This is a genomic window from Streptomyces sp. NPDC007863 (assembly GCF_040633895.1).
Classification (GTDB): Bacteria; Actinomycetota; Actinomycetes; order Streptomycetales; family Streptomycetaceae; genus Streptomyces.
In genome coordinates this window covers 170,249-196,220 of record NZ_JBEYEI010000017.1, presented here as the reverse complement: position 1 = coordinate 196,220, position 25,972 = coordinate 170,249, and the positions used below count along the sequence as shown (strand labels likewise).

Annotated in this window: 14 protein-coding genes and 3 pseudogenes; 8 read left to right on the top strand and 9 right to left on the bottom strand. The window is 69.7% G+C overall.

What is annotated here, in order from left to right:
- The first annotated feature begins 7 nt into the window (after window positions 1-7).
- A complete protein-coding gene (locus ABZ621_RS26095; protein ID WP_360608534.1) occupies window positions 8-2,920 on the top strand; it encodes a DEAD/DEAH box helicase in 2,913 nt (970 codons plus the stop codon).
- A complete protein-coding gene (locus tag ABZ621_RS26090) occupies window positions 2,920-7,077 on the top strand; it encodes a DNA methyltransferase (RefSeq protein WP_360608532.1) in 4,158 nt (1,385 codons plus the stop codon). The genes ABZ621_RS26095 and ABZ621_RS26090 overlap by 1 nt, the downstream gene beginning before the upstream one ends.
- 41 nt (window positions 7,078-7,118) lie before the next feature.
- Here ABZ621_RS26090 and ABZ621_RS26085 read toward each other — a convergent pair whose 3' ends face one another.
- Together ABZ621_RS26085 and ABZ621_RS26080 are read right to left on the bottom strand one after the other, a co-directional pair.
- Window positions 7,119-7,304 (bottom strand): DUF397 domain-containing protein, encoded by a 186-nt coding sequence (locus tag ABZ621_RS26085; RefSeq protein WP_360608530.1) that lies wholly within the window; start codon window positions 7,302-7,304, stop codon window positions 7,119-7,121.
- Window positions 7,301-7,743, bottom strand: a pseudogene (locus tag ABZ621_RS26080) (DUF5753 domain-containing protein); the annotation flags it as partial. The gene ABZ621_RS26085 and the pseudogene ABZ621_RS26080, both read right to left, overlap by 4 nt.
- A 250-nt stretch (window positions 7,744-7,993) precedes the next feature.
- Here ABZ621_RS26080 and ABZ621_RS26075 point away from each other — a divergent pair.
- Window positions 7,994-8,449, top strand: coding sequence for an ATP-binding protein (locus ABZ621_RS26075; protein ID WP_360608528.1), 456 nt, complete (start codon window positions 7,994-7,996; stop codon window positions 8,447-8,449).
- On the opposite strand, the gene ABZ621_RS26070 is transcribed toward ABZ621_RS26075, so the two are convergent.
- The gene (locus tag ABZ621_RS26070) at window positions 8,439-10,727 is read right to left on the bottom strand and encodes a DUF2786 domain-containing protein (RefSeq protein ID WP_360608526.1); all 2,289 of its coding nucleotides are present in this window, start codon (window positions 10,725-10,727) and stop codon (window positions 8,439-8,441) included. The genes ABZ621_RS26075 and ABZ621_RS26070 overlap by 11 nt on opposite strands.
- A 76-nt stretch (window positions 10,728-10,803) precedes the next feature.
- On the opposite strand from ABZ621_RS26070, the gene ABZ621_RS26065 reads away from it, so the two are divergent.
- The 3 genes from ABZ621_RS26065 to ABZ621_RS26055 are packed head-to-tail and all read left to right on the top strand — an operon-like array spanning window position 10,804 to window position 16,023.
- Window positions 10,804-12,633 carry a DUF4357 domain-containing protein gene (locus tag ABZ621_RS26065; RefSeq protein ID WP_360608524.1) on the top strand — a complete coding sequence of 610 codons (1,830 nt, stop codon included), beginning with the start codon at window positions 10,804-10,806 and terminating at the stop codon, window positions 12,631-12,633.
- Window positions 12,630-13,841, top strand: a complete 1,212-nt coding sequence (locus tag ABZ621_RS26060) for a restriction endonuclease (RefSeq protein ID WP_360608522.1) — start codon at window positions 12,630-12,632, stop codon at window positions 13,839-13,841. The genes ABZ621_RS26065 and ABZ621_RS26060 overlap by 4 nt, the downstream gene beginning before the upstream one ends.
- A 40-nt stretch (window positions 13,842-13,881) precedes the next feature.
- A complete protein-coding gene (locus ABZ621_RS26055) occupies window positions 13,882-16,023 on the top strand; it encodes a UvrD-helicase domain-containing protein (RefSeq protein WP_360608520.1) in 2,142 nt (713 codons plus the stop codon).
- A gap of 13 nt (window positions 16,024-16,036) precedes the next feature.
- Here the strand turns inward: ABZ621_RS26055 and ABZ621_RS26050 are convergent, their stop codons facing one another.
- Window positions 16,037-17,698: an N-6 DNA methylase gene (locus ABZ621_RS26050; protein WP_360608518.1), complete on the bottom strand. Its 1,662-nt coding sequence runs from the start codon at window positions 17,696-17,698 to the stop codon at window positions 16,037-16,039.
- Between the two features lie 445 nt (window positions 17,699-18,143).
- Here ABZ621_RS26050 and ABZ621_RS26045 point away from each other — a divergent pair.
- Both ABZ621_RS26045 and ABZ621_RS26040 read left to right on the top strand, forming a co-directional pair.
- A pseudogene (locus tag ABZ621_RS26045) lies at window positions 18,144-19,396 on the top strand (IS256 family transposase).
- Between the two features lie 345 nt (window positions 19,397-19,741).
- A pseudogene (locus ABZ621_RS26040) lies at window positions 19,742-19,918 on the top strand (DUF397 domain-containing protein); the annotation flags it as partial.
- On the opposite strand, the gene ABZ621_RS26035 reads toward ABZ621_RS26040, so the two are convergent.
- The 5 genes from ABZ621_RS26035 to ABZ621_RS26015 form a co-directional block, all read right to left on the bottom strand.
- Window positions 19,915-20,985 carry an AAA family ATPase gene (locus ABZ621_RS26035; RefSeq protein ID WP_360608516.1) on the bottom strand — a complete coding sequence of 357 codons (1,071 nt, stop codon included), beginning with the start codon at window positions 20,983-20,985 and terminating at the stop codon, window positions 19,915-19,917. The pseudogene ABZ621_RS26040 and the gene ABZ621_RS26035 overlap by 4 nt on opposite strands.
- The gene (locus tag ABZ621_RS26030) at window positions 20,982-22,178 is read right to left on the bottom strand and encodes an ATP-binding protein (RefSeq protein ID WP_360608514.1); all 1,197 of its coding nucleotides are present in this window, start codon (window positions 22,176-22,178) and stop codon (window positions 20,982-20,984) included. Before ABZ621_RS26030 ends, ABZ621_RS26035 begins: the two co-directional genes overlap by 4 nt.
- 137 nt (window positions 22,179-22,315) lie before the next feature.
- Window positions 22,316-22,633 (bottom strand): hypothetical protein, encoded by a 318-nt coding sequence (locus ABZ621_RS26025; RefSeq protein WP_360608512.1) that lies wholly within the window; start codon window positions 22,631-22,633, stop codon window positions 22,316-22,318.
- A 21-nt stretch (window positions 22,634-22,654) separates the two neighbouring features.
- Window positions 22,655-22,948, bottom strand: a complete 294-nt coding sequence (locus ABZ621_RS26020; RefSeq protein WP_360608510.1) for an AbrB/MazE/SpoVT family DNA-binding domain-containing protein — start codon at window positions 22,946-22,948, stop codon at window positions 22,655-22,657.
- 93 nt (window positions 22,949-23,041) lie between these two features.
- The gene (locus ABZ621_RS26015) at window positions 23,042-25,888 is read right to left on the bottom strand and encodes a competence protein CoiA family protein (RefSeq protein ID WP_360608508.1); all 2,847 of its coding nucleotides are present in this window, start codon (window positions 25,886-25,888) and stop codon (window positions 23,042-23,044) included.
- Between the last annotated feature and the right edge of the window lie 84 nt (window positions 25,889-25,972).

The window sequence follows — 25,972 nt, the reverse complement described above, 5'->3', positions numbered from 1 at the left end:
GATCCACATGACACTCACGTACACGGCCGGATCCCTGGTGACGGCCCGCGGCCGCGAATGGGTCGTGCTTCCCGAGAGCGCTCCCGATCTGCTGGTGCTGCGCCCCCTGGGCGGCTCGGACGACGACATCGCCGCGGTGTTCCCGGCCTTCGAGGAGGTCAAGGGGGCCGAGTTCGCGGCGCCCGAGCCGAGCGACCTCGGCGACCAGCGGGCGGCCGGACTGCTGCGTACAGCCCTGCGGATCGGCTTCCGGTCCGGAGCGGGCCCGTTCCGCTCGCTGGCCGGGATCGCGGTGGAACCCCGTGCCTACCAGCTCGTGCCGCTCCTGATGGCGCTGCGGCACAAGACGGTCCGGATGCTGATCTCGGACGACGTCGGCATCGGCAAGACGGTCGAGGCGGGCCTGATCGCGAGCGAACTCCTCGCCCAGGGCGAGGCCACGGGCCTGGCCGTGCTCTGCTCCCCCGCGCTCGCCGAGCAGTGGCAGCAGGAGCTGCGGTCCAAGTTCGGCATCGACGCCGAACTCGTCCTGGCTTCCACGGTCTCCCGCCTCGAACGCGATCTCGACCTCGGCCAGTCGCTCTTCGACCGGTATCCCCACGTGATCGTGTCGACCGACTTCATCAAGTCCCCACGGCACCGTGACGACTTCGTCCGCCACTGCCCCGACCTGGTCATCGTCGACGAGGCCCACACCTGCGTGGCCTCCGACGACACCTCGGCGGGCACGCAGAACCAGCTCCGCTACGAGCTGCTGCGCCGTGTCGCCGAGGACGAGAACCGCCACCTGATCCTGGTGACGGCCACCCCGCACAGCGGCAAGGAATCCGCCTTCCGGAACCTCCTCGGCCTGGTCAAGCCGGAACTCGCCCAGGTTGACCTGGAGTCGGAGGCGGGCCGTAAGCGCCTGGCCCCGCACTTCGTGGCGCGCAAGCGGGCGGACGTACGCCAGTACCTCACCAAGGAGGACGGACTCGGCGACGACAGCCTCGCCGAGCGGACCGCGTTCCCCTCGGACCGCTACTTCAAGGACGAGACCTACAAGCTCTCCCCGGCCTACCGGGCCCTGCTGGACGACGCCATCGCCTACGCGAGCGACCGCGTCGAGGCCGCGAACAGCCAGGGCAGGCGGGAGGCCCGGATCGCCTGGTGGTCGGCAATCGCCCTGCTGCGATCACTGGTGTCGTCACCCCGCGCGGCCTCCCAGACGCTACTCACGCGCTCGGCCGCCGCCGTGGCCGCCTCCGCCGAGGAGGCCGACCGTCTGGGCGCGTCCGTGAACAGTGACGCCGTCGACAGCAACAACCTGGAGGGCATGGACGTGGCCCCCGGCGCGGAGACCGACGAGGCCGGCGCCCGCCTGAAGGAACTCGCCGACCGCGCGGCAGAGCTGGAGGGAGCGGAGCACGACCTCAAGCTCAAGGCGCTGATCAAGCACCTCAAGGCGCTGCTCGCCGACGGCTACCACCCCATCGTCTTCTGCCGCTACATCCCGACCGCCGAGTACGTGGCGGAGAAGCTCAGGGACAAGGGCGGGGTCAAGGCCACCGTCGAGGCCGTCACCGGCACGCTCTCTCCCCAACAACGCATCGAGCGGATCGAGAAGCTCGCCGAGCAGGCGGGCGACGACCCCGCCGCCCGCCGCGTCCTGGTCGCCACCGACTGCCTCTCCGAGGGCGTCAACCTCCAGCACCACTTCGACGCCGTCGTCCATTACGACCTCGCCTGGAACCCGACCCGCCACGACCAGCGCGAAGGCCGCGTCGACCGCTACGGCCAGCGGCGCGACGAGGTCCGCGTCATCACCCTGTACGGCGCGGACAACGGCATCGACGGCAAGGTCCTGGAGGTGCTGATCAGGAAGCACCGGCAGATCAAGAAGGACCTGGGCATCTCCGTGTCCGTCCCGGACGAGATGTCGACGGGCGTGACGGACGCGATCGTCGAGTGGCTGCTCATGCGGGGCCGTGAGAACCAGGACGCGCTGTTCAGCGCGGACGCGTTCAAGGTCAGCACGGAGAAGCTGGAGAGTGACTGGAACTCGGCCGCCGAGCGGGAGAAGGCCTCCCGCTCGCGGTTCGCCCAGCGCTCCATCCACCCCGAGGAGGTGGCCCGCGAGGTCGTCGCCATCCGCGAGGCCCTGGGCGGTGCGGGCGAGATCCGTACCTTCGTACGCCACTCCCTCCAGGCCCTGAGCGCGGTCCTGCGCGACAACGGTGAGGACTTCACCGCCCAGGTCGGAGGCACCCCCGCCGGACTGCGGGACGCGCTCGCGCCGCTCGTCGGCGCGGCCGCCATCGAGCACGACCGTCCCATCCCCTTCCGCGTCGACCCGGCCGTGGCACGCGGCGAGGCCGCCCTGGTCCGCACGGACCCGGTCGTCGGTGCCCTGGCCGCACACGTCCTCAACACCGCCCTGGACCCCGAGGCCGCCGGCGCCCGCCCGGCCCGCCGCTGCGGCGTCATCACCACGGACGCGGTGGCCACCCGGACGACGCTCCTCCTCGTCCGGTACCGCTTCCACCTCACGCTGCCGTCCCGCAGCGGCGAGAAGCAGCTTGTCGCCGAGGACACCCGGCTGCTCGCCTTCCAGGGTTCACCGAAGAACGCGGTGTGGCTCGGGCAGCAGGAGGCCGTGGAGCTCCTCGACGCCTCGGCGACGGAGAACACCGACCCGCACTTCGGCGAGCGCACCATGACCCGCATCCTCGGTCAGCTCCCGGACGTGGCGGAGCACGTGGCCGCGTACGGCGACGAGCTGGCGGCCGAGCTCGACGCCTCGCACCGCCGGGTGCGCGCCGCATCGGGTGAGATCGTCCGCGGTCTGACAGTCACGGCGCAGAAGCCCGCCGACATCCTCGGCACCTACGTCTACCTGCCCGCCGCTCCCGCCGCCGCTTCCACTGGAGTGTCCGCCTGATGTCCGCCACGAACCGCAACCAGGTGTTCACCGCCGTCCACACGGTCGGCGCACTGCTGCCGGCCGACATGCTGGTCCGGATCTCCGAGGCCAAGTCCACCAAGGACCTGCGGGGTCTAGCCCCCGCCGACTACCGCATCGCCGGCTCCCGGTCCGTGCGCGACGAGGCCGAGCGCCACTGGGACAACCTCAAGTCGCTCTGGCGCGAGCTGCGTGAGAAGCTGCCCGTCGAGCCCGAGGCGTCGGTACGCCCGGACAGCACTGGGTATGCCCGCGCCAACTGGGTGGAGCCGCTGTTCGAGGCGCTGGGCTTCGGCCACCTCGACCAGGTCGGGGAAGGCGGCATCGTCGCCTCCGATGGCAGCAAGACGTTTCCGGTCAGCCACCGCCGTGACAACACACTCGTACACATCACCACCTGGAACGCGAAGCTGGACACGCGTCCGGGGGCTGGCCTCCCGGCCCCTCAGTCGCTCCTCCAAGAGGCGCTGAACCGCACGGACCCGCACCTGTGGGCCCTCCTGACGAACGGCCGCCGGCTGCGGCTGCTGCGCGACTCCAACGCCCTCGCCACCACGTCGTACGTCGAGTTCGACCTGGAGGCGATCTTCGACGGCGAGCTGTTCAGCGAGTTCGTCCTCCTGTACCGGCTCCTGCACGCCTCCCGGTTCCGCTCCCCGGACGGTGCCGCGACGCAGTGGAACTGCTGGCTGGAGGTGTGGCGGGACGCAGCGATCCGTCTCGGCGCACGCTTCCTCGACGACATAAGCGAAGGCGTGCGCCTGGCGCTCAAGGAGCTCGGCACGGGCTTCCTGAAGCACCCGGCGAACAGCACCCTGCGGGACAACCTCAAGGCCGACGCCTACCACGCCGCTCTGCTGCGGCTCGTCTACCGACTCCTCTTCATCTTCGTCGCCGAGGACCGCGAGGCGCTGCATCCGAAGGGGACAAGCGCGGAGGCGCGGCAGCGCTACGCGGCCTACTTCTCCACCTCGCGGCTCCGTGACCACTCCCGCCGCCGCCGCGGCACCTCCCACACGGACCGGTACCAGGCTCTGTCCCTGGTCCTGGACGCGCTGGGAGACGAGAGGGGGCGTCCCGAACTCGGCCTGCCGGGCCTGGGCGGCCTGTTCGACGTGACGAAGGCCGACGCCCCGCTGCGAGGCATGAGCCTCTCCAACGAGCACCTGCTCGCCGCCATACGGCATCTCTCGGTCGTACGGGACACTGAGGCCGCCCGCTGGCGGAAGGTCGACTACCGCACGCTGGACGCCGAGGAGTTGGGCGCGATCTACGAGTCGCTGCTCGCCCTCGTCCCCAAGTACAGCGCCGAGAACCGCTCCTTCGAGCTGGTCGTACGAGCCGGCAACGAGCGCAAGAAGACCGGCTCGTACTACACCCCCAGTTCCCTCGTCGACGTCCTCCTCGACTCGACGCTCGACCCGGTGATCGACAAGGCGCAGGAGCGGGGGGAACAGCGGGCCGCCGAGGCCCACCAGACGGGCTCGGATGCGGCCGAGACGATCATCGACGAACTGCTGTCCCTGACCGTCTGCGACCCGGCCTGCGGCTCCGGCCACTTCCTGGTGGCGGCGGCGCGCCGTATCGCCAAGCGGGTCGCGGCGGTACGGGACAACACGCCGGAGCCGACGCCGGACAGCGTGCGGCACGCCCTGCACGAAGTCGTGGCCAGGTGCGTGTACGGCGTCGACCTCAACCCCATGGCCGTGGAACTGGCCAAGGTCTCGCTGTGGATGGAGGCACTGGAGCCGGGCAAGGCGCTGGGATTCCTCGACGCGCACGTCAAACTGGGGAACGGGCTCATCGGAGCGACGCCTGCGCTGCTGCGCGGCGGAATCCCGGACGAAGCCTTCAAAGCGGTCGAGGGCGACGACACGAAGGTCGCCAGCAGATGGCAGCGGGAAAACAAGGAGCAACACAAGGGCGTCTTCACGCTGGATGCCGAGGCCGACGCCATGGTGAGCGTCACGAACGCGACGTTCGCCTCTGAGCTGCGCACCCTTGTGGACAACGCGCCCACGGACAAGCTGGGCCAGGTCCGTGCCCTTGCTGAGCGCTACCACGCGTGGGAGCAGTCCCCGGCGTACCGCGATGCTCTGCACATCGCGAACGCGTGGTGTGCCGCGTTCATGTGGGAGAAGACGGACGCTGCGCCGGCACCGGTCACCCAGGGCGTCTTCAAGGCGCTCCAGAAGGAGGAGGGCCCGGGGGCGGGCGCGCTGGAGGAGACCCATCACGAGATCGGCCGACTCAGCCAGGAGTATCGGTTCTTCCACTGGCACCTGGAGTTCCCAGAGATCTTCAACGTCCCGGAGGACCCGACAGCGGAGGGGGTCGACCCGGTGACGGGGTGGGCGGGGGGCTTCAGCTGTGTGCTGGGGAACCCGCCGTGGGACAAGGTCGACTTCGAGGACAAGAAGTACTTCAGCGTGGTCGAGCCGGCGTTGGCCGAGATCTCCGGGACGGCACGGCGCACGGCGATCGCCGAGTGGGCGGCGGAGAACCCGGAGGAGGGGGAGCGGTACACGGCGGCCAGGCGGCGGGTGAAGTCGTCGTTCCTGTTCCTGGGGTCGTCGGGGGCGTATCCGCAGCTGCGGAAGGGGTTGTCGGTCAAGGGCGTCAACTCCCTGCAGACGGACCAGTTGTTCACGGAGCGGTTCGTGTCCGTGACGGCGCCCGAGGGGCGGTGCGGGACGGTCGTACCGACGCAGATCGCCACGGGCGCGGGCGCGCAGTTCTTGTTCCAGGACCTGACGCGGCGGGGTGCGGTGAAGCACCTGTACGACTTCGAGAACGGCAAGCGGGAGAAGCTGTTCCCGGCGGTTCACGCCAGCTACCAGTTCGCGCTGATCTCGCTGACGGGGCGGGGCACGAGGGAAGAGGCGGCGCGGTTCGCGTTCTTCCTGGGACATCCGGACGAGCTTGCCGACGGTGGGGCTGTCTTCGCCCTGTCGCCCGAGGAGATCGCGCTCATCAACCCGAACACGGGGACGCTGCCGGTGTTCCGGACGCGGAAGGACGCGGACCTGACCGCCTCCATTCAGCGGCGTGTTCCGGTGCTGGTGAGGGAGGGGGACAAGGAGGGAAACCCTTGGGGCATCACCTTCAAGAACTTCTTCAACATGACCGACGACTCCGACCTGTTCCGAAGCCGAGCCACCCTCGCTGCAGAGGGCTGGGACCTGGAGGGGAACGTCTTCGTCCGTGACGACAAGCGCATGCTCCCGCTCTACGAGGGCAAGATGGCTCATCTCTTCGACCACCGCTGGAATCGCTACCACGGTCCGGGCAACGACGACTACGAGCCCGTCATGCTGGAGGAGAAGAGGGATGCGTTTGGCGTGACGCTCCCGCGCCACTGGGTCCAGGAAAGCGGGCGCATCCGCACGGTCCGCAACCGAAAGGAGGTCGACATCCCCGGCGTGGACCTTCGACTAGAGGCACTCGAATGGGACCGGGGCTGGCTGCTGGGTTGGCGTGACGTCGCCCGGGCTACGGATGAGCGGACCGCCATTCCGGCGTTTCTGCCGAAGGCGGCTGTGGGCCACAAGTTCCCGCTGATGTTCCCGGCTGTCGCAGCGGACCTCGTGGCCGCTCTGATCGCTGCCCAGAGTTCTCTGGTGTTTGATTACGTGTCGCGGCAGAAGGTGGGGGCCATCAGCATGGCCCTCTTCATCTGGAAGCAGCTCCCCGTCCCGCACCCCGACGATTTGGCCCCCCACACCGCCTTCGTCACCCCGCGCGTGCTGGAACTCGTCTACTCGTCCTGGGAGATGGAGCCCCTGGCCGTCGACCTCGGCGACACCGACGTTCCCTTCATCTGGAACGAAGACCGCCGCACCCAGATCCGCGCCGAACTCGACGCGTACTTCTTCCACCTCTACGGCGTGTCACGCGAGGACGCCGACTACATTCTGGAGTCCTTCCAAACCGAGAACGGCGGCTTGAAGAACAACGAGATCGGCAAATACGGCGAGTACCGAACCAAGCGTCTCGTCCTCGCCGAGTACGACCGCATGGCCGAGGCCGGTCTCACCATGGAGACGCCCCTGATCGACGGCAAGAACTACACGTCAACGCTCACCCCGCCCCCGGGCCAGGGCCCCCGGCACGAGGCCCGGCCCGAGGCCGGCTGAGCCGTCGCCGCAGCGCGGCTGGGCCCGCCGAAAGAGGGGGCTCAGCCGCGCGCGGCGTACTGCACGAACTGCGTCCAGCCGTCGCGGCCGACGGAGAAGTCAGGGCGGGCCGGGTCCTTGGAGTCACGGACGTGGATGGCATGGTCGGCGACGGCGACCTCCACGCAGTCGTCTCCCTGTGTGCCGCTGTAGCTGGACTTGAACCAGGCGAGTTCCGTCGTAGTCATAGCTCTCCTCGCAGTCGCTCCAGCAGACCCCGCGATTCCTTGGGGTTCAGGCCTGCGAGCGCAGTGTGTCATAGCGCTGCTGAAGGAGGCTCACCTCTTTCGGGTCGGCGATCAGCCGCCCGTTCTGCTGCCCTTCGGAGTACGCGAGGCGCTTCCCCTCCGGGGTTTCCAACAGCTGCACCGAGCCGTCCAGGCAGGAGTGGAACTCCGCCTCCTGCGGTACGACTTGCAGCGTCACATTGCGTGGAGCACTGCGCTCCAGCACGGAGTCCAGCATGCACCGCGTCACCTCCGCACCGCCGAGCCGCCTACGGAAGACCGACTCCTCCACGATGAAGCTGAACGCCACATGCAGCCTCTCGTGCAGCATCTTCTGCCGCTCCAACCGCGCGGCGACCTGCGCCTCTACCTGCCCGTCCGTCAGCAGCGGGATGCTGTCAGGGCCTGGACGACCGCCCCGAACGTCCGCAGACTGTCCGAGGCGTCCGGCTCCCGCTCCCCGTCGCCGCCGTGCTCCGCCATACGCAGCCACCTCCACGTGCGCACCCCGCGGGCCCTCCCCCGCGCGGGACTCACCCAGAGTGACGGGAAGCGCCGCGTACTGTCCACCCTGCGTTTCCATACGCTGACTTCCCGTACGGAGTGTGGTACTCGCGTACGCCCCCCGCGCGCGGGCCACCGTGGCCCCCATGAACCACACCGCGACTCAACCACCGCACACCGAGAGCATGTTCAGCCAGCTCCTGTCGGGCACCCGCAGGGGCGCCCGGCTCGCTCGGCTGCTCGCGGCGAACGAGCTCCGCGCCTGGGATCTCGCGCCCGGCGTCACCGAGCGTGCCGAGCAGATCATCGGCGAGCTCGCCGCCAACGCGGCGCTGCACGGGCGGGTGCCGGGACGCGGCTTCCGGCTCCGGCTGCTGCTCGGCGGCAGCCCGCGCGCCCTCCACATCGAGGTCACCGACGCGCGGGGCGACCGTCCGCCGGTCCTCGCCGAGAGCGCCCTCGCCGACGAGGGCGGTCGGGGGCTGCTCCTGGTGTCCGGGCTCGCCGACCGGTGGGGAGTGGTGCCGTTCCCGCCGGGCGGCACGACGGTGTGGGCGGCGATCCACCTGGATCCCGGCCCGGGTGCCGAGCTCAGTGGGTGAGCTGGGCGTTCTCCTCCTGCTCGGCGAAGGCCGGCCCGCCGATCTCGGCGTGCTTCCCGTCGGCCACGCCCTGCCAGTAACCCGTGCCCTTGAACTTGGTCGGGCGCGCCTTGGCGAGCTTCGGATAACGGGCGGAGACCTGCGCCTCGACGACGGCCGAGCGGTCCGCGAGGACCAGGGCGACACTGCGCCCACCCGCGCTCGTGTCCAGCGGGTCGGACTGCTGCTCGTCGGCGGCCGCCCGTGCCGCCCGCTGGGCCGCACCGATGCGCGCGGTGACCTCGCGGATGAAACCGAGCATCCAGGATCGCTTGTACGCGCGCACGTCCTCGCCCTCGGGCCGGTGCAGGGCGTCCGCCGTGTCCGCTCCGCTCAGCATCTGGAAGCGCAGGCTCGTGAACAGGACCTCGGTGGCGTGGAGATCCGCATCGAAGCCGAAGAGGTGCACCCGGTGCCGGTTGTCCTTTCCGCCGGGGTAGACCGCGTGGCACCGCATCTCGTGCGCGATCCAGCTGAGCAGCCGCCGGGCCTCCTTGACGTACGGAGGACTCACGTCGATGACCTTGTCCACCGGCCGCCCCGGTTCGGAGACGTCGTCGAGCATGGCCTGTTCGATGCCGTACTTGGCCATGAGCTCGGTGGCCTTGTCGAGGAAGGTGCGGGCCTCCTGCTCCGTGACGCTCGAGTCCTCCGCCTGCCGCAGCAGCGCCCTGACCTTGCCGAGCAGCGCGGCCGGCAGGCCACCGGCGGCCGGACGTACGACCTGCTCCTCGGGTGCCTTGCCCGCCTCAGGACCGTCGTCGTCCGACCAGTCGTCCGTGTCGCTGTCGCCGTCCTGCCGGGCGATCGCGTCGGCCAGATCGTCGGGCTCGGGAGCCAGCACCGCGAGCGACGCCAGTGCCCACCGCCGCCAGGCCAGGGCGTCCTCTTCCCGTACGCGTGCGAGGACCGTACGCAGCCGCTGAAGTCCGCCGTCGGCCCCCACGGTGAAGAACTGCAGTCGTGCGTACCCGAGTCGTGCGACGGCAAGGAGTGCACAGAGGTCGAACGCGTTGTCGGCCGCGTAGTGGACGTCGATCCCGGGTTCGGGGTACCACTCGGGCTCCGGCGCCAGGGACGTGCCCCACCCTGTATCCGCGAAGAGGTCGAAGGACTCCTGTACGGGCTCGGCCCCGGTCCTGACACGCAGCACGGACGCCGACGGCTCGCCCGAGTACGCCTTCGCCGCGGCTCTCTCCTGCGGGGAGGTGACGATGTGGTACCAGACGGGCAGCGAGCCCTCCATCCCGTGCCAGGTGGGCCTGCCCTGCGCCACGAGTTCCGCTGCCTTCACGACCTCGGCGTCGTCCGGGGCTTCGCCCTGCCAGTCGAGGAAGTCGAGGAAAGCGTCCAGATAGTCGGCGGCGGACCGCCGTGGACCGTGTCTGCTGTCGCTCAGGAGGGCGCGCTCGCAGGCGGACAGCGCGTCGATCACAGGCTGGAGGACAACCGACATGTACCGCTTGACGGCCTCGGACAGCTCCGCGAGGAACGCCCGGGCGGCGTCCGAGCCGCCCGCCTGATGCGCACGCCGCCAGGCTTCGAGCGCTTCGGCACACGCCTGCTGCTCGGCCAGCCACACCAGATGCCCGGCGGCCTGGAGGTGCTCCTCGCGCAGGAGCACGGCGTCCTGGACCGTCGCGGCGGTCTCCGGAGCGTCGAGCACGGCTCGCGCGAGGAGTCCCACCGGCTCGGGCTCGTGGGCGAAGAACTCCGCCAGGGTGAGGAGCTCCCGGCCGTGGTGGCGCGGCGTGCGCTCCGGGGTGTCGACGGGCCCGTTCCACGGAACCTCGGCCGACCAGCGGGAGTTCCATTCGGCGAAGTCCCGGTCCATGTCTCCGGTGCGGGGCTGGTTCCGCCTCCACCACCAGAGCAGCATCTGCTCCCAGGCCTCGGCGTTCCAGGACCACAGGGCCGGCTCGTCGCCCGGGGCGAGACGGGAGCGCAGTTCCCGCACCGAATCCGTCAGATCGTGGGGGTGGGCGCCCGGAATCAGCCGCTCCAGCCAGTGGACGGTCTCGGCCACGGACCGGGCCCGCGCCTGGTCGGCCGCCACGCGCGCGATCGTGGCTGCCGCCAGTCGGTATTGATCGCCGAAGTCGGCCGGAAGCAGCCCGTACAGCTGAGCTCCGTCGATCTCCAGGGCCTTGGCGAGGTCCTGGACCCGGGCCTCCAGCCATTCCTGGCGGGCCTTCCTGAAGAACTGTTCCGCCTGCGATTCCGGGCCCCAGTAGCTCACAAGATCCCCCTGTTGTCAGTGCGGCCGCCTAGTCTTCCGTAAGAGATCGATGTCTACGGACGGGGAGGCCGTGACCATGGCCGAGGAATATCCGGAATTCTGCCTGCGGCTGCCCAACGGCGGGCCGGTGGCGCGCGGCCGGCAGACGAACGAGATGGGGACGAACGGCAGCCGGAGGTTCATCGTCGGGCCAGGGCAACCCGTACGGAACGACGTAGTCCCCTCCTTCCCCTCACGCGTGCCATCGGCCTACCGCCTGCGCGAGAAGCTGATCGAAGCCGGCGCAATCAGGCCCTCGGACAAGTGGCCCGACTGGCTGGAGACCATGGAGGAACTCACCTTCAACTCCCCCACCGAAGCCGCAAACGTCCTCGTCGGCAGCAGCATCAATGGCTGGCTCGCCTGGAAGACCGAGGACGGCCGCCCGCTGTCGGACTTCATGCCCGGCGCGTCGTGGGGCCCCAACCGCGCCTGGCTCGTGCGCGGATCCAACGTCACCGGTCTCGACCTCGTGCGCCGCATGTGGCTGCCGGAGGAGCGGGTGACCCTGGCGGCCCCTCGGCTGCGGCAGGGTGTCGGGCAGGGCATCAGCAAGGAGCAGGTGCGCACCTTCGTGGAGGAGGATTACGAGTCCACGGCGACGTACGGCCAGAAGCAGCAGCTCACCGATGAGGTGCACGCCTTCCTCTCCCGGATGAAGGAGGGCGATACGGTCTGCACCATCTCCGACGGACGTCTCTACGTGGGTCAGATCACCGGTGAGGTCCAGCAGATCGAGTCCGACGACCGCCGGTCCAATCTTCGCCGACCGGTGTCGTGGCAGGACGCCGGCCACCCGTACGACGATCTGCCCGAGGAGCTGAAGCAGAAGCTCTCCATCCAGCACGACGTGGTGGAGCTGACCTCCGTCCAGTCGGTGATCGACGGGCTCGGTCTCACCGACGAGGAGCTGGCGGACGAGGCCGAGGCCATAGAGCGGGACCCCAGCGTGGAGCTTCCGGCGATCACCGTACGACGGGAACTGGATCTGCCCGAGCCGACGGACGCGCTGGCCGCGGAACTGCTGGTCCACGACACGGACTGGCTGCGCGAGGTCCGTGATCTCCTCTGGGACGAACGGCAGCTGGTGCTCTACGGCCCGCCCGGCACGGGCAAGACCTATCTCGCCCTGAAGCTGGCGGAGTTCCTGGGCGGCGGGCCCGAGCAGGTGAAACTGGTGCAGTTCCACCCCTCGTACGCCTACGAGGACTTCGTCGAAGGCATCCGCCCGAAGGAGGACCCCAAGACCCACGAGGTGGCCTTCCGCCTGACCGCCGGGCCTCTGCGGGACCTGGCCGACCTCGCCAACAAGGAGGGTAACCGGCACATCCCGCACTTCCTGATCATCGACGAGATCAACCGGGCCAACCTGGCGAAGGTCTTCGGCGAGCTGTACTTCCTCCTGGAGTACCGGGACAGGGGGGTCCAGCTGCCCTACTCCGGCGACGACTTCGCGCTGCCGCCGAACCTGTTCGTCATCGGCACGATGAACACGGCCGACCGTTCGATCGCGCTCGTGGACGCCGCCATGCGACGCCGGTTCGCGTTCGTGGAGCTGTCCCCGCGGACCGAGCCGACCATCGGGCTCCTCCGCCGCTGGCTGACCTCCCAGGAGCGGGACTCCGAGCCCGCCGACCTCCTTGACGCGCTCAACTCCCGTATCGACGACGCCGATTTCCGGATCGGGCCCTCGTATCTGATGAAGAAGGGCGTGTACCGGGACGGCGGCCTGGAGCGGACCTGGCGGACGAAGATCCTTCCCCTCCTCGAAGAGCACCACTACGGCGAGGGAGTCGACATCGAGAAGCGGTACGGGCTCTCCGCTCTGCGGCGGTCCCTGCCGGCTCTTCCGGAGTCGCCCGCGTGAGCGTCACCGTCGAGCTCGTCGAGCACGCGCCCGCCACCGGTCACGTCCTGCCGGACGCGGTGGGGCGCGCGCTGGCCGCTTCGCGGATCGTGGACGCCTCCCCCGATCCGTACACGCCGGGCACCTGGCTGCTGCGGGCCGGCAGCAAGGTCGGGGCCGTCAGCGTCGACGGCCCGGGGCTCGGCTCCCCCGCCACCGTCCGGATCACGCCCAAAGTGCCCATCGCCAGGCTGTTCTTCCTGCTCGGCTACAGCCTCGATCCACGCGGCGGGTGGCGCGGCGGTCAGGTCGACGCGGCCGAGCACCGCGACCTGCTGCCAGCCCTCGCCCACGCGGTGGAGCGGCAGATCGACCGGGCATTGCGGCAAGGGCTGCTTCAGGGGTACCGGGAGACCGAGGAGTCCGCTCTGGTCGTACGGGGAAGGACCCGGGAGACCGACCAGATACGGCGGCGTTTCGGTGCCCCGCTACCGGTCGAGGTGACATATGACGAGTTCACCACGGACATCGCCGAGAACCGGATTCTGCGGACCGCGGTGGAGCGGCTGCTGCGCCTGCCCGGCGTGCCGCGAGATGTGCGGCGCCGGCTGCTGCACCACCGGTTGCGGCTCGCCGACGTCACACCGATCGTCCGGGGGCAGTCGCTGCCCAGCTGGCAGCCGTCCCGTCTCAACGCGCGCTATCAGCACGCCCTGCACCTCGCCCGCGCCGTCCTCGACGACGCGTCGCCCGAACACGCCCTGGGCGGGCTACGCATCGACGGATTCCTGTTCAACATGAACAAGCTCTTCGAGGACTTCGTGACGGTCGCGCTGCGCGAGTCCCTGCGCGGGACGGACCTCGGGTGCCGCTTGCAGGACTCCCACCATCTCGACGAGGCAGCCGCCATCCGCATGAAGCCCGACTTCGTGCTGTACCGGCCGGACGCCACGCCGCTGGCGGTCGCCGACGCCAAGTACAAGGCGGAGAAACGCGACGGCTACCCGGACGCCGACCTGTACCAGATGCTGGCCTACTGCACGGCCCTCGGCCTCCCCGAGGGCCATCTCGTCTACGCGAAGGGGAACGAGCCGCACGCGGCCCACCGGGTACGGAACGCGGGGGTCGTCATCCACCAGCACGCGCTGGATCTCGACCAGGCACCCGCCGCCCTGCTCGCCGACATCGCGTCCGTCTCCCGGCATATGCAGGCCGACCGGTCCGTATGATCGACGGCGGAGCGTCCGTCCAGGGTGGGGAGTTCACGTCGTGCCGCAGCTCGCGTTCGCCAACAGCTTCTGGGAGAGCTACGACGTCCTGGAGAAGCCCGTCAAGGCCGGCGTACGCAAGGCGATGGCGAAGTTCCAGCTCCTCACCGTCGCCGGACTCCACGCGGACAAGGGACTGCACCTGGAGTCCGTGGACAACGCCCGCGATCCCCGTATGCGCACCATCCGCATCAACGACTTCTGGCGCGGCGTCGTCCTCGCCCCTGACGACGGCAGTGATGTCTTCCTGCTGGTCAATGTCGTACCGCACGACGACGCGTACACCTGGGCGGCCAAGCGGCTCTACACGACGAACAAGGCGACGCGCGGTCTCGAAGTGCGCAACGTCGTCGCGATCGAACAGCTCACCCCGGCCCTGGAGAAGGCGGCCGCAAGCGCCCCGTCCCTGCTGTTCGCGGCGTACTCGGACACCGTGTTGCGGGATCTCGGCATCGACGAGCAGGTACTACGGGCAGTGCGCACCGTCGTCGACAAGCCTCAGCTGGAGGCGTTCGGAACGCTCCTGCCGGAGGACCAGTTCGAGGCTTTGCAGTATCTCGCCGAGGGGTTCAGCCCGGACGAGGTCTACCGGGATGTCGTCGCCGTGCGCCGCCCGGCCGACGCCGGACCGGATCCCGACGAGAGTCTCGCCGTGGTCATCGCCAACACCGCGAGCCGCATCACCCTGGTCACGGGCCCGGACGAGTTGACCGAGGTCCTGGAGAAGCCGTTCGCCGCGTGGCGGGTGTTCCTGCATCCGTCGCAGCGCCGTATCGCCTACCGCGTCTCCTACGGCGGCCCGGTGCAGGTGAGCGGTGGGCCCGGCACCGGCAAGACGGTCGTGGCGTTGCACCGCGTCAAGCACCTGCTGTCGCGTGCGCCCGACACCCGCGTGCTGCTCACCACGTACACCAACGCTCTCGCCGCCACCCTGCGGGAGAGCCTCTCCCTGCTGCTCGACGGCGACGCGGCTCAGCTGGCCCGCGTCGACGTGACCACGGTGAACGCCTACGCGCACCGCACCGTCACCGAGGCCGACGGCCGGGCACCCTCGCCCGTCGGCGACCGGGACGAGCGGCAGGTGTGGGAGCGGGTGATCAAGAAGCTGGGCCTGCCGTGGACCGAGCAGTTCCTCGCCCAGGAATACCGGCACGTCATCCTGGCCCAGGACATCCGTGATCTCGACACGTACCGCACCTCACCGCGGCGGGGCCGGGGCAGCGCGCTCTCCACGGCACGCCGTGAGCAGCTGTGGCCCGCCGTCGAACTCTTCGAATCGATCCTGCGCGAGCGCGGGGTGAGCACGCACCTTCAGGTGTGTGCCCGGGCCGCCCGCATCCTGGAGCGGACGGGCCCCGGCTACGACCACGTCGTCGTCGACGAGGCGCAGGACCTGCACCCGGCCCAGTGGCGCGTGCTGCGCGGCGCCGCCGCGCCCGGGAGCGACGACCTGTTCCTCACGGGCGACCCCCATCAGCGGATCTACGACTCCAAGGTGTCACTCGGCTCGCTGGGCATCTCCGTGGCGGGGCGGTCGAACCGCCTGCGCATCAACTACCGCAGCACGGAGGAGATCCTGACCTGGTCGACAGGCGTCCTGACGTCGGTGGCCGTCGAGGATCTCGCCGGCCAGGGCGCGGACAGTCTCGCCGGTTACCGCTCCCTGCTGCACGGCCGCAGGCCCCGGGTCGAGGGATACGCCTCCGAGGCAGCCGAGGTCGCCGCGCTGGTCGAGCGGGTGGAGGAGTGGATCGGGCAGGGCATCCGGCCGTCCGAGATCGGCGTCTGCGCGCGCTTCAACCTGCTCCTCGACAAGGTGGTCGAGAAGCTGCGTGCGGCGGGCATCCCCGTGGCGAGGGTCCGGGACAACCCCGGGCCGGAGTCGGACGGGGTACGGGTGGCCACGATGCACGCCATGAAGGGCCTGGAGTTCCGGTGCGTGGCGGTCCTCGGGACGACGTCGACCGCCCTGCCGTTCGCCCGGGAGGTGACCCCGGCCGCGCTCGACCCGATCCAGCACGCGTCGGATCTGCTGCGCGAGCGGTGCTTGCTGTTCGTCGCCTGCACCCGGGCCAGGGAGGTTCTGCACGTTTCCTGGACCGGGGTCCCCAGCGAGTTCGTGCCCCGCTCGGACGATCGCTGACCGGCCGCCGCGCTCAGTCGCCGGCGGCGGGCGGGGTCAGCGCACCGTTCCCCAGGCCACCCCGGGCCAACTCCACGGCTTCCCGGCCGAGCTGCGCCACCCTGCTCAGGCGCTCCTCGAACTCCTGGAGCTCCCTGAAGGCCTGTCCGTAGCGGCGCTGCAACTCGATGTCCAGCTGCGGGATGCGGGCGCCTCTGCTGTCCAGTCGGTACGTGCCACTGGTGCTGGTGGAATGGCGGACGTTCGCCGGGCTGCGCAGGAAGCCGCGCAGATAGTCGGTGTCGAGCTGGTCGCTGACCGACACGGGTTCCCCGTCGCCGTACTCGACGAGCCCCGCCCGGGCGAGCTCGGCGACGCCGACCGTCGAGGTGTCGAGCGATCCCGGGCCCGCGCCCTCGGCGAGCGGGGGCAGCAGCGCGGCGAGCCGCTCCAGCTGCTGCTCGAGGCGCGCGCGCAGAGACTCGTACTCGGCCCGGAAATCGCGGTGTGACGCCGCGGTGTGCCGGCCGGGGGTGAGGTCGACGACATCGTCGAGCAGCTCGATCAACGGCACGTCCACCACCTGGTGCGGGGCGGGCTCCAACGGTCCGTCCGGGCTGTTCCCCGTCAGGTCGACCAGCCGTACGACATCGGACGTCTCTCCGGGAACACGCGGTCGAACGAGCTCCCACACATGGACCGGGACCGCGTGCGTGGAGGCGATGCCCGCGGGAAGGGCGACGATCCGGGCGAGCAGCCCCCGGCGCACGATCTCGGCGCGGATCCGGCGGCCGGCTTTGCGGTATGCCACCGACGCCGGCATGACCATCACGACCCTGCCGCCCGGCGCCACGTGGGCGTAGGCGTGCTGGAGCCAGGCCAGCTCGCCCTCCGCGCGAGGCGGAGTACCGAACTCCCAGCGGGAGTCGAGCAGCAGGGACTCCCGGCCCCAGTCCGTGACGCCCACGGGTGGATCGCAGACGACGAGGTCCGCTTGAAGGCCGGTCCACTGGTCGGCGGCGAGGGAGTCACCCGCAACAACGGTGACGTCCGTACGCCCTGCCAATTCCGCCCGTAGCTGCGCCAGGCGCGCACTCTGCGGGTTGCGCTCCTGGCCGAAACGTTTCAGCCCCTGGCCCGGACCGACCGCGAGGAGCAGGGTGCCATTGCCGCAAGCGGGATCGAACAGCGTGGCATCGGCTGGTACATCACCCGCGAAGTGGCGCACGGCTCGGACGATCCGCTCGGAGGTGACGTTGTCGGATCCCGCGCGGCCCGCCGAGGCGGCGAGTCGAGCGACCAGGCCCTCGACCAGCAGGCCCGCCGATTCCGTCCGCGCCAGTTCGTCGGAGAGCAGGGCCGCGTCGGGGGGCAGGTTTGGGGTGGGCTCCTGCTGGGACAGATGGCGGGCGACATCCGTGACGCCTACGGAGATCTCCTCCCCGTAGGCGGCCCTCAGTGCCTGCCAGAGCCGCACCTCGGCCGAGATGTCCTGGCCCTTGTTCTGCTTCTCCAGCCAGGCCTGCACCTCACCCAGGGCGAACAGTGGACTGTTCGCGCCCCCGCCCCGGGGTGCGGGGAAGTCTTCGTAACGCCGACGCCAGTTGGAGACCGCCGCCCGAGTCACACCGGCGAGGCGAGCGATCTCAGAACCGGATACGAGCCGGTCCTTCACTGCCGCGTCTGCTTCACTCATACGTCGAGCGTACACGAGAGGGTCCATTCATCACCATCAACAACGCGTTGACGTCGTACACACACTTTTCTCGGCTCTGTCGACGCTGGGGATCCGGTCCGCCGCCAGGCCGCCCTCGGTGGGATGCCAGTCTGCGGCCTGCCCTGCTCCGTGGCGGTGCGGTCGATGGTTTGTGTGGCGCATGCGCTGTTGGTGCGGAAGTCGTCCTCCCACACAACCGCAGGCGCCATGGAAGTGGTGTTGTCCACCAGAACGTATTCGCCGTGCAGGAGGTCCTTGTAGATGCCCGCCATCATGCGCAGGGTGAGACAGGTGTCTTTCGCGCAATGCTCAGAACTTGTGGATCAGTCCCGGGCGGGGACGCGGAGGGCGTACCTTCCCGAATGATCCTGTGATGGTCACCGAGTAGGCCCGCGTTCGCAGCGCGGGTCGGGAAGGGCTGCCCGTGCTCAGCGTAGTCACCTCCGAGGGCTCCACCGAATCCGGCTCCCTGATCGACGAGATCGTCCGTGAGGGCGCCCGGCTGATGCTGGCCGCCGCGCTGGAGACCGAAGTCAACTAGTGCATAGCCGAGTTGGCCGCCGAGCGGGACGAGTGCGGGCATCGGCTGGTGGTCCGCAACGGCCACCACCGGACGCGGACCGTGGTCACCGCCGCGGCCCCGTCGAGGTCACCGCGCCGCGCGTGAACGACCACCGGATCGACGAGGCCACCGGGGAGCGCAAGCGGTTCTCCTCGAAGATCCTGGCGCCGTGGTGCCGCAAGTCCCCGAAGATCTCCGAGGTGCTGCCGCTGCTCTACCTGCACGGACTGTCGTCCGGGGACTTCGTGCCCGCGCTGGAGCAGTTCCTCGGCTCGGCGGCCGGACTGTCGCCGGCCGCGGTGACCCGGCTGACGAAGCAGTGGGGCGAGGGCCACGCGGCCTTCCAGGACCGGGACCTGTCGGACCGTGACTTCGTCTACGTGTGGGCGGACGGCGTGCACCCGAAGGTCCGGCTCGGGCAGGCGCACTCGTGCGTGCTGGTGCTGCTCGGGGTGCGACTGGACTGCACGAAGGAGCTCATCGCACTCGCGGAGGGGCTGCGGGAGTCGACCGAGTCGTGGGCGGACCTGCTGCGCGACTGCCGCCGCCGGGGCGTGCGCGACCCGGAGATGGTCGTCGGCGACGACGCGATGGGCCTGTGGAGGGCGCTGGTCGAGGTGTTCCCGGGCGCACGGCACCGGCGCTGCCGGATCCACGAAACCAGGAATGTCACGAACTGCCTGCCGAAGTCCGCACAGCCGGGCGCGACGAAGGCGATGCAAGAGATCTGCAACGCGGAGGACCGCGCGCACGCGGAGAAGGCGATCGACGCGTTCGCCCGCGCCTACGGCACGAAGTGGCCCAAGGCCGTCGCGAAGATCACCGAGGACCGGGACGAGCTGCCGGCGTTCTACGACTTCCCGGCCGGGCACTGGGTCCACCTGCGGACCACGAACCCCATCGAGTCGACGTTCTCCACGGTCAAGCTGAGGACGAAGGTCACCCGCGGCGCCGGCCGCCCGGCCGCGGCCCTCGCGATGGTGTTCAAGCTCGTCGAGTCCGTCCAGGCCCGCTGGCGGGCGATAACCGGAGCCCACCTGGTCCCGCTCGTCCGCGCGGGCGCCCGCTTCGAGGACGGTCTGCTGGTCGAACGCGCCGAGAGCCACGCGGCCTGAGGGGAATGCGCAGATGACCGTCTTCGACACCTACGGCACGAACGCCCACACGGCCAAGGAGTTGGCCGACCTGCTCGCCGAACGGCTCAACGTGACTTCGCCGAACGCGAGAGCGACTACCGCGACGTCTACTTCCTGGCCACCCTCGCCGACACGACCCGCCTCCAGGTCCAGCCGAACGCGATTCCCGGAGACAACGGGGAAGACGATCTCTATGAGGACGAGCACCCCGAGGTGTCCGTCCTCCTCATCGTCACCGCACCAGCCGAAGCCCAGATCCTGGACATCGAGCTTGCAGCCGTCAGCGGACCCACCCAGCTCCGATCATCTCGAAACTGAGAAGCCACCGAACTCGCCTGGTTCAAGTCCAGTTACAGCGGCAGCCAGGGCGTCAGCTGCGTCGAGGTCGCCCTCACCGCCCAGGCCGTCCACGTCCGGGACTCCAAGGACGTGGAGCGTCGGCCCTTCTCGGTCGGACGCGAGGGCTGGGCGCGGTTCGTGTCGTTCGCGACGGAGCGCTAACGCCGGTCCGTCGGCGCCGTCAGGCAGGCCTCGTCCAGAGGCTCGCCGATCCGCGCGAGCACCTCGCGGGACAGCGTCTGGAACTCCTTGAAACAGGTCTTCACGTACTGCTGGGTACTGCCCAGGGCGCCGTCGGCCGGCCTCAGGTCGAACATGGGCTTCCGGGCGTCGTGCGCCAGCGGCATCAGGCTCCGATAGTTCCGCATGGTCGCGATGCGATGCCGGTTGTCCTCACGGGTGGGTTCCGCCTCGTCGAGGACCGCCGAGGAGTAGACCCACGGAATCCGCTTGAACCAGCGTTCGTACGCCTTGACAGGCCGGTCGAGGCGCATCTCCGGCTGCATGATGACGTACCCGAGGGGTCGCATCTCGGCCCGGGGTGCGGAGATGTTCGCGGGCACCCTGGGCAGGACGAGCTGCTGCCAGTCGGCGCGCCACTGGCGTAGCGTCGGCCCCAGGTTGCTGAGGCCCTTGAGCGAGAACAGGTCGGCGGCCAGCGGCATCAGTACCGTGTCGGCCGAGATCAGGGCGGCGCGGTTGATGGCCCCCAGGTTGGGGCCGACGTCGATGAGCACGACGTCCGCCCCGACGGTCCATGTGGCCTGCTCGATGATCCGGTGGAACGCCGTGGACGTGCGGATGGCCGCGATGTCACCCGCGTAGGCGCGGGACCATTCGTTGGACAGCTTGTCCTCGAAGCGGCTGAGGTCGAGGCTTCCCGGCAGCAGCCAGAGCCCCGGTTGGAGCTCGACGGGCTCGACGGCCGCGATGTCACCGGTCCCTTCGAGGATGGGACGGACGGCGTCGGCGATGGTCTGTCCGCTGCGCACCCGCCCGGTGCCGGGGAGTCCCGCCTTCGCCGCACCCTGGTTGATGAGTTCGGAGGGGTTCTCCCACAAGTCCTCGATCTCCGTCTCGTCCAGACACATGGAGGTCAGGTTGGCCTGGGGGTCCAGATCGACGGCCAGGACGCTCATGCCTAGGCGCCGGATCATGTGGGCGAGGTGGTAGGTGAGGGTGGTCTTTCCCACGCCTCCCTTGTTGTTGAACAGCGCGATCGACGTCATACGGCTCTCCTGATCACGACGACCCACGACGAATCGTCCACCTGGAACTCGGCGGGCGGATTCCCGTTGTCCTCCAGCGCCCTTCTCACCCGGCCGATGCCACGGCCGAACCGGTTCACGTACCCGAGGCCCTTCAACGCGGCGGCGAGGGACGGATTGCGGTAGTCGGTGACCCGGTCGAAGTTGTCGTCCCGGACCTGTCCGAAGGGTCCGCCGGGATTGGTGATCTCGATCCGGTCGTCGAACCACACGATTCTGGTCGGCGCGTAGGACGTCTCGTAGTTGCGGTGCATGAGGGCGTTCATACAGAGCTCGCGCAGCGCCTCCAACGGATAGTCCGGGCGCGGGGTCTCCCGGAAACCGTCCTCCACGAGCCGCGTGCGCAGGTTGCTGCGCAGCAAGGGTTCCAGGCGCGCCGAGAGGCCCACCAGGTTCTCCCGGAGCTCCTGCTCGTCGGCGATCGGGGCGTCGAGGTCGGCGCCCTGGTAGCGGACGAACTGGACGTACGCACCGGGTACCTGACTGGTCGGATCCAGTCCGACGGCGAGTACACCGAGCGTGGTGGGCGTGCCAGCGGGGGTCGCGAGGTGGAGCGAGGAGAGCTGAAGGTCGATGGGGCGGCCGTTCTCCTCGATGACGTCCGGTGCGACCATCGACGGCAGGTAGGACCGACGGAACACGTCCAGGTCCAGGTCATCGATGCGAGAGAGCTCCAGCGGGCGCGTGTCGAAGGGCAGGTCCCTGGCCCGTCGGCGCTCCGTGAGGACCCGCTCGTCCTCCCGGTTGGCCTTCCGCGTGGTGGGGCCGGGGCGGACCCAGATGACGCCGTCGAACCGTACCGGCGGGGTCGCGGACGCGGCCACGCGAAGCCGGACGACGGGCTTGCCCCGGTAGACGGCCCGCTCGACGGTCAGAGAGGGGCGGTCGAGGATGAGCCCGGAGTCCCGGATCTCGGTGAGCTGGAGCAGCGCCCGATCGCTCACGTCGACGTCATCGACTGGCATGCCGTTGTCGTCCACCCCGACGAGGATGTCGCCGCCGCCGCGACCGCACAGGTCGTTGGCCATGGCACACACCGCGTTGCCAATGGCGTCGCCCCGCTTCCCCTCGCGCTTGGGACTGCGCTTGAACTCCAGCCATGCGGATTCCTGGGTCCCCAGGATTTCGGCCAGGTCCACGTCTTCGTCGCTCACGGGCCCATTCTGCCGTGCGGTTCCGCGCTCCGGCCGCTTGCACACAGCCTGGCTCGACTCCTTGTCAGGGCTGCGGGCCCGGGGACCGCGTGAGGGCCGCCGACGACATCCGCCGCCGACGGCCCTCCAGCCACCCCTCAGGCGGGACCAGGATCGAAGATCTCGTGTCCGCCGACCCTGCGCCAGATGATGTGCGGCTCACCCGCGCGGACCTCGTCCGCGTACTGCCAGGTGGCACGTCCGTCAGGCGCCCAGGTCATCTCCATGACGGGACGCGCGCCGGCGGGGAGCGGAACTCCCTGGACCGGCTTGACCCGGAGGCCGGGCCGAAACCGCCCGCTGGTCACATCCGGCACGAACTTGTCCCGAATGGTCTCCTGGAACCGCGCCCGCTCCTCCGGGAGGAGCTTCTTGAAATCGCGGTCGAAGCGAGCGGTCGTCTCGAAAGTCGGCAATGGGCCTCCCAGGGGTCGGGGTCAGTTCTCCTTGCCGAGGTGCGCGAACATCTCGTCCACGTCCTCGTGCCGGGTGGTGCGTCCGGCCGCGATGTCCTCGCTCGCCTCGCGCTCACCCGTCTGCCACCGCTCCGTCCAGAACCACGCCTGGTCGGTGCGGATCTTCCGCAGCCCGTGAACCTCGACGACACCCGCGTCGTTGATCGCGAACTCAAGCTCGTCACCTGGGGAGACTCCCAGCGCCTCGCGCACCCCTGCGGGCAGCGTCAGCTGCCCCTTGTCGCGCACGCTGGCATGGAACGTGGTCGCGGCCATGGGTGACCTCCCTCTCTCCATCCCATGTCTTCTTCGTCCATCCAGGCTACCCAGGACCTGATGAAAGTGCGAGTCTCGCACTTTCCGAGTTTCTCACATTCTTCCATCAGTGGGTCGGCGGTGCTTCCAGATGCCGTAGAGCCGAAGGACGTCCAGCTGCCACCGTGCGTGGAGTTCGTCCTGCCCCGAGGGCGTCTCCCGGCCGAGCGAGAAGGCCACGTGTCGATACAGCGGGTGGAGATCCCCTTGGCTGGTCGTGACCAGGGCGGAGAGGAGCGGTTCGTCCGCCGGCGTGTCCGCGTCGGCGAGGACAAGCACCTGTCCCTGATCGTCCGGGTGGAGGTGCGGCAGCTCCACGTTCAGCCGGTGCCGGATCGCGGACCATGTGAGCACGGACCGGTCCCGTGCGGTGTCCTCCAGCAGGGAGCGGACGACAGCGGCGAGTTCCGACAACTTGGTCTCGTCCGGCCGGGGCTCGTCCACGGCAAGCAGCTCGGCAAGTCGTTCCTCGCAGGCGCCGTACGTGCCCTGGAGGTCCTGCGGGAGTTTGCCGTGGTGCTTCCGCTTGAGCTCTTTCGCATGAGCCAGGCCGTCACGAAGGGCATCGATTTCAGCGAGCCCCTCTCGCCGCGCGAGATCATCGAGCAGCCCGCGGAGGTCCGCCTGAATGTTCTCGTTCTCGCGCTCCCGCACCCACTCGCTCATGTCGCGCAGCTGGGATCGGTACGCGCTCTGCTCCTCGGGGGGCAGTTTCGTGCCGTACAGCTTGCCCGCAGCCTGCCAGACACGCTTGGCCTCGGCGAGGTCGCCGGCCTGCCGGGCGTGATCGAAGCGCCAACGCAGTCCGGTCAGCGTTCCGACGGCCGCAGCCACAGAGGTGTCGACGGGGTGCTCAGCAGGAGCGGGAGCCGATGCGGCAGACGGTTCGGGGCCGGGGACCGTGGCGGCAGCCGACGCTGCCGTTTCCCCGTCATCCGGCCGGCTCGCACTGGTCGCGTGCGCGCGACGAATACGGTCCACCTCCAGCCGCCTGGCCAGGTGAGTCTCGCTCTGGAGACCTGGCACCGGACGTCCGTGGCGCTGGAGGAGCTGGGGGAAGTACGGCAGCGGCTTACCTTCGTCCGTCACGACGAGGGCCGCGTACATAAGGTCCTGGTCCTTCAGAGGATCATCAATACGGAACAGGAGGTTGGCGCGCCGCTCGTCCGAAAGCTCCTCGAAGTCGATGCCGGTGTTCGCCGAAAGCTCGCGCCAGGTGATCGCAGCCCCGCTCCTGCCTCGCTCCCTGAGGTGCTCGCGCACCGCGAGCACGAGCTGGTGGATCGAAAGACCATCCGGCGAGGCCGGCTTGGCGGCGGCCCGTGCCCAGCTCTGCGGTTGCCGTGGCCGCGGTGCGGGCTGGGGCGCGGGCGGCACCGGAGCGGCGGGCGGGGGCGGGGAGGCCACTCCTGGGGCGTCGCCGGAGAGTTCGTAGGCACGCCGCCGTTCCACCTCGTTGATATGGCGAACCTGGTTCCCCGGGAGGCCCGGTGCCCAGCCCAGCCCGGTGAGGACCGCCGCGAAGAAGGACGGGACCTCGCCGTTCTCCGTTCTGAGGAGCGAGGACAGTACCGGCTTGTCCTGAGCGCGAGGGAAGTCAAGCGCGATGAGAAGCCTGCGCTGGCGCTCCGACGTGAACTGCTGAGGCGTCGCCCTGGCACTCCCGACGAGCTTGGACCATGTGATCCGGCCACGTGCGCGGGCGGTCCGCTCCAGGGTCTTCCGGAAGGAGGCCACGATCTCGCGATCGTCGAGCCGTGGACGCGAAGGTGCGGGCGGCTGCTCGACGGGGAGGAGCGTGGCTGCCGCGGGTACCGGCTGGGGTGGTTTCAGTCCGGTCCAGGCCGCCGCCTCCTGGGCGTCGAGGCGTCGCACCTGCGCCGCGGTGAGAAGCCACGCGGGCATGTCTGTCGTCGTGCCGTCGACGGGGGTCAGGGTCACCCGATCCCGGAGGGCGTACACCCTCGACGGATTGGGCGGCGTCGAGGCATGAGGAAGGACGATACGGGCCCGGGTCATGGCCGAGCCGAGAGGCTGGATGTCCGCGTCGTAGACGCTTCCTGGTGTCCCCGTCGACGACTGCACGTCGGCCCTCGGCACGGCTCCGGTGAACGCCACCGTGTCGTCGGCGAGCGCGAAGAAGAGCAGGGGCGTAGCGGTGGTGGCCGCTTCGGCCGACCCGCCCGGCACGATGCCCCGAGGAGTGGGCACCAAGCCCGGGGTGACGATCCCCTGAGGAGTCAGGGAGCACTCCTCCAGCGTGGTCCATTCAATGGTGTTGCCGGGCAACTGGGTACCGATCCGCATCTCACGCGTGACGCCGACGGTCCGGCACTCGACCCGGATCGCGTACCCGTGGGATTCCACCCGGTCGAAGGCCAGCATGCTGTCCGGTCCGAAGAGCCACTCAACGTGGTCGGCACCCCGGGCGAGGCCCTCCGCCTCCTGTCGCCACGGGTGCAGGCCCAGCCGGGCCATCTGCACCCGAATGAGCTGCCGCCCACCGGACAGCCGGAAGTCCACGGTTCCACCCGGCCTGTCCCCGACCGTCCGGTACGACGCCTTGGCCTGCCTGTGGTTCTGGCGGGCGAGCCATCGGGTCAGGGCCTGGCCGATGTAGAGGTGGTCGGCGCTGGACTCGCCGTTCGCGGTGCGACGGCAGTGGACGGGCGGGCGGTGGGCGAAGTGGCACTTCTTCTCGGTGTAGCGCTTGGCACTGAGCTTCTTGCCGCAGCCGCCGAGGAGGGTGCCGCAGTAGAAGTCGTCGCGGGAGCGGCCCCGCATGAAGAGGTCGAACTCGTCGTGGTCGTACGGGAGGAAGACAGGGTCGTCAGACCCCGCCCCGCCGATGACGGCGGTCTGAACCTTGCGGGTGTCTTCCAAGTCGGCGAACGACGTCATGGCGCGGCTCCGGGCGGGCGGTGGAGGATGGGTACGGCGGGTTGGTCCTGGCGCGGGCTGGAGCGAGGCTCGCCGAGGCGGGTC